The organism is Micromonospora sp. WMMD736 (assembly GCF_049179015.1).
Lineage (GTDB): Bacteria > Actinomycetota > Actinomycetes > Mycobacteriales > Micromonosporaceae > Micromonospora.
The window spans coordinates 1-4002 of the sequence record NZ_JBMHMI010000109.1; the positions used below are offsets into that span (position 1 = coordinate 1).

5 protein-coding genes are annotated in these 4002 nt (G+C 68.4%); 3 read left to right on the top strand and 2 right to left on the bottom strand.

Annotation, left to right across the window (positions count from 1 at the left end; translation table 11 throughout):
* Window positions 1-518: energy-coupling factor transporter transmembrane component T family protein (locus ACN269_RS34270; RefSeq protein ID WP_421477427.1), on the top strand; the 518-nt coding region annotated here is incomplete at its 5' end.
* Entirely contained in the window at window positions 515-1249 is a 735-nt protein-coding gene (locus ACN269_RS34275) for an energy-coupling factor ABC transporter ATP-binding protein (RefSeq protein ID WP_421477429.1), read from the top strand. The genes ACN269_RS34270 and ACN269_RS34275, both read left to right, overlap by 4 nt.
* A gap of 6 nt (window positions 1250-1255) precedes the next feature.
* Here the strand turns inward: ACN269_RS34275 and mtr are convergent, their stop codons facing one another.
* Together mtr and ACN269_RS34285 are read right to left on the bottom strand one after the other, a co-directional pair.
* The gene (gene mtr, locus ACN269_RS34280) at window positions 1256-2683 is read right to left on the bottom strand and encodes a mycothione reductase (RefSeq protein ID WP_421477432.1); all 1428 of its coding nucleotides are present in this window, start codon (window positions 2681-2683) and stop codon (window positions 1256-1258) included.
* Between the two features lie 23 nt (window positions 2684-2706).
* Window positions 2707-3726, bottom strand: a complete 1020-nt coding sequence (locus ACN269_RS34285; protein ID WP_421477430.1) for an alpha/beta hydrolase — start codon at window positions 3724-3726, stop codon at window positions 2707-2709.
* 172 nt (window positions 3727-3898) lie between these two features.
* Here ACN269_RS34285 and ACN269_RS34290 point away from each other — a divergent pair.
* A partial coding sequence (locus tag ACN269_RS34290) for a malate:quinone oxidoreductase (RefSeq protein ID WP_421477434.1) occupies window positions 3899-4002 on the top strand: 104 nt, incomplete at its 3' end.

Consider the following 4002-nt stretch of genomic DNA (forward strand, 5'->3'; position numbering starts at 1 on the left):
CCGAGGGTGGCGAGCGGATCACCGTTGCCGGACTTCAGCTTTCGGAGCCGGGCCTGTATGCGGCGTGGGGCATCGTGGTGAAAGGCACCCTGGGTATGGCCGCGTCGCTGACGGTGGCCGCGACGACGAGCGCCCGCGCGCTGCCCCTGGCATTGAGCCGACTCGGGGTGCCGGGGTTGGTGACATCGGTGTTGGTGTTGATGATCCGCTACGTCGACCTGTTGGCCGCCGAGGCGGGCCGAATGCGGATGGCGCGGATGTCGCGCGGCGATTCGCCTCGACTGCTGCACCAGGCCGGCGCCATCGCGAAATCAGTTGGGGCGCTGTTCCTGCGCTCCTACGAACGGGGGGAACGGGTGTATCTGGCGATGCTGTCGCGCGGGTTCGACGGCGAAGTGCCGGTACTGGCCGTCGGCGCCGGCGGCGTCGCCCCGGCGTCGGCCCGGCACTGGATCGGCGCGGCGTTGCCGGCCTGCGCCGCAGTCTCGGTGGCGGCTTCGGCGTGGGTGCTGCGATGACGGCCGCGATCCAGGTCACCGACCTGCACCACGTCTACCCAGACGGCCGGGCCGCACTCACCGGCGTCAACCTCACCGTGGCGCCGGGCGAGCGCGTCGCGGTGCTCGGGCCGAACGGCGCCGGGAAGACCACGCTGATGCTGCATCTGAACGGGGTGCTGCGAGCGACGTCGGGTTCGGTGGCGATCGCCGGTATCCCGGTGGACCGCACCAGCCTGCGCGAGATCCGGCGCCGGGTCGGACTGGTGTTCCAGGATCCCGACGACCAGCTGTTCATGCCCACGGTCGCCCAGGACGTGGCGTTCGGTCCGGCCAACTTCGGGTTGCGTGGTGCCGAGTTGGCCGAGCGGGTGCGGCGCGCGCTGGAAACCGTGTCGTTGACCGATGAAGCCGAACGCAGCCCGGCGCATCTGTCCGGGGGGCAACGCCGCCGTGCCGCACTGGCCACCGTGCTGGCCTGCGATCCCGACATCCTGGTGCTCGACGAACCGTCGGCCAACCTGGATCCGGTCGCCCGCCGCGAGCTGGCCCAGACGCTGCTGGAGCTGTCGGCCACGATGGTGATCGTCACCCACGATCTGCCGTACGCGGCTCAGCTGTGTGAACGCGCGGTGATCATCGACGGCGGGTCAATCGTGGCCGATGGGCCGATCGCCACCGTCTTGGGCGACGTCGAACTGCTGGCCGCACACCGGCTCGAGCTGCCCTGGGGTTTCGCGGTCCGTGGCTAGCGGCTCCTAGTGCCTGCGCGACGGCGGCCACGGCGGTTCACCGCACAGCGCCAGCAGCGCATTCTCCACCACCTCGGGTAGGGCCGGGTGGATCCAGTACTGGCCGCGGGCCATGTCCTGGGCGGGCAGGTCGAAGCTCATCGCCTGGATCAGTGGCTGGATGATCGAGGACGCCTGATGGCCCATGATGTGCGCGCCGAGGATCAGCCCGGTGTCGTCATCGACGATCAGCTTGGCGAAGCCCGAGGTGTCCTCCATCGCCCAGCCGTAGGCGACGTCGGCGTAGTCCTGCACCTTGCTCTTGATCCGGTAGCCCGCCGCGATCGCCTCGTTCTCGGTCAGCCCGACACAGGCGATCTGGGGTTCGGTGAACACCGCCGAGGGCACGTGGCGGTGGTTGGCCGGCATCAGCAGGTCGGTGTCGTCCCAGCCGACCAGCAGGTTGTGCTTGACCACCCGGGCCTCGTGGTTGGCGACGTGCTTGAGCTGATACGGCGAGCTCACGTCACCGAGGGCGAAGATGTTGCGCGCGGTGGTCCGTTGGTACTCGTCGACGCTGATGAGCCCGTCGGTGACCTTCACCCCGGCCAGCTGGGCATCGAGCTGGTCTCCGTTGGGGACGCGGCCGGTGGCCACCAGCAGGGCATCCCCGTGCAACGTGGAGCCGTCGTCGAGCCGCAGGTGCACCCCGGCGTCATCGGATGTGCCGCCGACGACATTGCGCTTGCTGCGGATCTCCCATTTCTTGCCGGCGATGTCGGTGAATCGCTCGCAGATCGTGTCATCGCAATGGCTGAGCAGGGTGGTGCCGCGGATCACCAGGGTGACTCGGGATCCCAACGCCGAGAAGATGTGTGCGAACTCCGCGGCGACGAAGCCGCCGCCGACGATCACCAGGTGTTCGGGCACCTCGGCGATCCGCATGATGGTGTCGCTGGTGTGGTAGGACACCCCGCAGTCGGCGATCACCGGTGGCACCGTGGCGCGTGCGCCCGCGGCGATCACGACCTGTTCGGCGGTGAACTCCTCGCCCGCCTCGGTGCGCAGCGTGTGACGACCGTCGGACTGGGTTGGCCCGAACCGGGTGTGACTGTCGAACACCGTGACGTTGGGCAGCGAGCGGCGATAGTGCTCGCCGCCCACCGCGATCGGATCGATGCGGCCGAACACCCGCGACACGATGTCGGTCCAACGCACCCCGTCGAGATTGGCGTCGACGCCGTAGCGCGCCGCCGTGCGGACATCGCCGGCGATGCCCGCCGCGTAGACGAACATCTTGGTCGGGATGCAGCCGACGTTGAGGCAGGTGCCGCCGAACACGCCCTGTTCGCAGATCGCCACCCGTTTGTCGGCGTAACGCTCGTCGAGAATCGAATTGCCCGAACCGGTGCCGATGATCGCGATATCGAAATCAGCCCCGTCGAGTTCAGCCATGTCCCACCATCCCGTCAACCGTGTCAACCGTGCCCGGATTGCGTTGCCGTACCGGCGTTCTCCAGCCACCGCAGGTACCAGTCCAGCCAGCGATCCAGTTCGTCGAAGGCGGCGTGACGAGGTTGGGCCAGCGACAGGAACACGTCGTGTTTGGCGTCGGCGATCGGCACCACGGTGGTGCGGTTGCCGATACAGCCCGCCCACCGCGCGATCTGGGTGACGTCCAGTACCGCGTCACCGCGCTGGATCCGGTCCGGATCGGGAGTCTCGCGCACGCTGTGATCGGAGCGCAGGATCAGGTTGGGCACCCCGACGTCGAGGCCGCGGTGCAGCTTGGCATGACCGCGCCGGATGGCGTGCAGCCAGCCGAACGTGACCGGGAACCCGCCGACCGGCTTCCAGTTCAGGTTGTAGTCGAACTCACCGTGGTAGTCGCGGTGCAGCGTGGTGCCGTAGCCGCCCTCGGTGGGTGGGCGGATCACCGTCCGCTTACGCAGCCGCGACATCGCGGTCAGGCCCGCCGAGATGGCCGCGCTGCGCAGCATCGCCGGGCCCTGCAGGTCCAGCCAGGGGCTGTTGAGGACCAGGCCGGTCACCGGCCCACCCGGGATGGCGCCGCGCCGGCGCAGCCGGTCCAGCCACAGCGACACGATCAGACCACCGGCGGAGTGGCCGATGACCAGCACCTTGGCCTGCGCTGCTTCGGCGGCGAGCAGCCGCAGCGCCTCGTTGAGCTCGGTGTCGTAGCGGGTCAGGTCGGTGGTGAAGTGCGGAGTTTGCCCGGTGCGCCATGACCGACCGCATTTGTGCAGGTCAAGTGCGTAGAAGGCGAAGCCGCGGGCGACCAGGCGCTCGGCCACCTCGGTGTGGAAGAAGTAATCGGTGAAACCGTGTACCAGCAGCACAGCATGTCCGGCAGTCGGTTTGGGGTGGCCGCGGCGGACCAGCGTAGCGACGAGTTCGCCCTCACCGTCGGGATCACTGCCCAAGCCGATGGTGTGCTGCCAATATCCGGGAAGCACGTCGGGCTCCCAGGAAGTCACAGCAGCCACCTTAACGGGGGTGCACCGGCCACATCGGTGTGATGCACGCCTGCGGGATAATCTGGGATCGGTACGCCGTGCGAAGCGGACCGCGCCAGATATGCCCGACCAATGAAGGACCAACGATCCGGTGTCTGACCCCAAGGTAGCCAAGACCGCCACAACCGACGTCGTGCTGGTGGGCGCAGGGATAATGAGCGCCACCCTCGGCGCTCTGTTGCGGCTGGTGGAGCCGAACTGGTCGATCACCTACGTCGAGCGCCTCGACGGTGCGGC